This window comes from Nitrobacter vulgaris, assembly GCF_031453995.1.
Classification (GTDB): Bacteria; Pseudomonadota; Alphaproteobacteria; order Rhizobiales; family Xanthobacteraceae; genus Nitrobacter; species Nitrobacter vulgaris.
Genome location: NZ_JAVDPZ010000078.1, coordinates 1 through 3032, shown reverse-complemented (window position 1 = coordinate 3032; position 3032 = coordinate 1). Strand labels below are relative to the sequence as shown.

General features: G+C 62.6%; 1 protein-coding gene. It reads right to left on the bottom strand.

Annotation, left to right across the window (positions count from 1 at the left end):
- On the bottom strand, positions 1-3032 hold a 3032-nt coding region (locus GGQ85_RS20585; RefSeq protein ID WP_309776068.1), incomplete at both ends, for a condensation domain-containing protein.

Sequence of the window (3032 nt, the reverse complement as noted above, 5' to 3'; positions counted from 1 at the left end):
CAACCCCGCGATCCCGCAGCCGCCACGCCAAACGGTTCGCCTGCGCGTTCAGCTCTCCATAGCTCAACGCCTCGTCCCCAAATACCAGCGCGATCCCGTCGCAACAGCTGCGGACCTGCGATTCAAACTGTTCGATAAGGCCCCGGCGCGGCTCATCGCGGCTCGTGCTGTTGGCGCGGGCGAGCAGGACATCATCTGCGGGATCACGATCCGCGATCATGCCGACCGGCCGATCGGCATCGATGCTCAACGCCTCCATCAAGCGCACAAAGGCATGTTGCAGCCGCGCGATCTGCGCCTCGTCGAAGTGCCCGCGCTGATAGTTGAAGGTCAGGCGGAACCGCTTGTCGAGACCGACGCTCGCGAACAGCGGATAATTGCTGGTCTCGACAAGCCTGGTCTTATCGACGCGAACCTGCTGGTTTTTTTCCGTCAGAGCATGGTCGATCGGATAATTCTCGAACACCAGGATGCTGTCGAACAGCGGCTGTCCGGGACGTCCGGCGAGACGCTGAATCTCATAGAGCGGAGTCCAGCCGAAGTCGCGCAAGGCCAGATTGTGATCCTGCAGCTCACGCAGCCACGTTCCAACCTTCTGCTGCGGAGCGACGTCGTCGACAACCGGCAGCGTGTTGATGAACAGGCCGATCATCTCGTCTGCGCCCGCAAGCTCAGCTGGCCGGCCCGACACGGTGACGCCGAAACAGACTGCGCTCTGCCCGCTATATCGCCGCAGCAACTGCGCCCATGCGGCCTGCGCCAGCGTGTTCATCGTGACGCGCTCGCGCGCTGCAAATTGCTGCAGCCTTTCGGTCAACCCCGCGTCCAGCTCCCGGGTGAGCGCGCCGTGGCCGCACGATCCCGCATCCGCGCGTTCGGACAAAAAGCTCGGCTGATCCAATCTGGCCATCGCATCGCGCCAGAAGGCGGCCGACACCTCGCCTGCCCGGTTCTGCAGCCACGCGATGTAGTCGCGGTAGCGATGCTGCAATGCCGGCAGCCGGCCTGCGCCATGATGCTGCATCACCTCGGAGATCAGACGCGCCGAACTCCATCCATCGAACAGGATGTGATGATGAGTCCAGATCAGCCAATGCCGGTCGTCTCCGAGCCGTATCAGCCGCACCCGCTGCAAAGACGGCCGCGACAGGTCAAAACCCGCGGCCTGTTCCTGACGGGAAACATCGGCCAGCGCAGCCTCCAATTGGGCTTCATCCCAGTCTGCAACTCGCTCGCACCAGTCATCTTCGACAAACGGCACCTCGGCACGGCGATAGACAATCTGCTGCGGCGAGCCGGACAGACCGCGCCACACGAAGCCGGTTCTTAGAACCGCATGGCGATCGCTGACCGCCTGCCAGGCCCGGCGTAGCCCTTCGGCATTGACGCCACGCACTTCCGCCGCAACCTGATTGACGTAAAGTTCGCGCTCACCGTCGTGCATCGTGTGGAACAGCATGCCCTGCTGCATCGGCGACAGCGGATAAATGTCCTCGATCTCACGCCATTCCAGTGCGAGATGATCGAGCTCGCCCTGCCCAAGGCCAGACAGTACGACATCCGATGGCGTGAGACCGCAGGCGCCGCTGGTGCAGTGATCGACCAGCTCGCGCACCGCAGTCTCATATGAAGCAGCCAATAGCTCGATCGTTTTCCGCTGGTAGCGCTTCCGGCCAAAGCTGAACGATAACCGCAGCTCCCCGTCTTTTACCTGGCCGTTGATGCTGAGCCAGCGGCCAAGCGGCGCGCTGTTGCTACGCGCCGGTCCGGCGCTCTCGGGCGCAAGCCGGAACGGGGCGCTCTCACTAAAACTGGAATCGAACTGGCCGAGGTAGTTGAAAACGATACGTGGCTCCGAAAGCTGAGCCAGCGCATCACGTTGCGCTTCGGTGCCGTGATAGCGCAACACGCCATAGCCAAGCCCGCGGGCCGGAATCGCCCGGAGCTCTTCCTTGGTGGATTTGATCAGCGTCGCATCGTCCGCCGACCCGCCCGGCAAACGCACGGGGAAAGCCGTGGTGAACCACCCTACCGTCCGGGAAATGTCGATGCCTGCGAAAATATCCTCGCGGCCGTGCCCTTCAAGTTCAACAACGATCTCCTCAATTCCACTCCACCGCGCGATTGCTCGCGCAAGCCCCGCGAGCAACAGATCGTTGACCTGTGTCCGGTAGGCCGATGGCGCTTCCTTCAGCAGGCGCGCGGTCAACTCTGCGTCGAAGGCGAGCGAAACCTCCTCGCCGTCGACAACGCGATCGATACCCGCATCGTCATCGCACGGCAGTTCCGTCTGCGATCCCCGTTCCAGCCAATAGGGCAGCTCCGCCGCCAATTGCTCGGTCTGGCCAAAAGCCTGTAGCCGCGCACCCCACGACGCGTAGGAATGGCTCGGCGCCAACATAACGCGCGATTTGCCCTGCTGAATCTGCTCATATGCCGCCGCAAAGTCTTCGAGCAGGACTCGCCACGACACGCCATCGACAACAAGATGGTGCACGACCAACAGGAGCCGCTGGCTGCCGTCAGTGAGATCCATTCCAACCAGACGCAAAAGCGGTCCGGTCAGCGACAGACTTGCCTGGGCCGCAGAAGCGACGGCGGTGACGTCGGCAGCATCGCGAATCCCGCTTCGATGCCAAAACAGTTCCGAGACTTCGGATGCAGCGTCATAACTCGCACGCCAAACGCCTTCGATCTCTTCGAAGCTGAGACGCAAGGCCGCATGATGCGTCACGATCGCGGCTGCCGTGACCTCCACGACGGCCCAATCGAGCCGGGACTTTGGTATCAACAGGACGGCCTGATTCCAGTGATGTCGCTCCCCGGCATCCTCGCTGAAGAAGCGCGCCTGAATCGGCAGCAGCGGATGATCGCTGCCTTCGAGATCTCCTTGGGGCGGAGCATCGCTTTCCTTCGGTTCGTTGCGCGCAACTCGCGCCAGCTCCTGCAACGTCTGATGACGGAAGACGTCGCGCGGCTCGATCACCAGACCTGCCTGGCGGGCGCGGCCGACCAGTTGCAGCGAGATGATG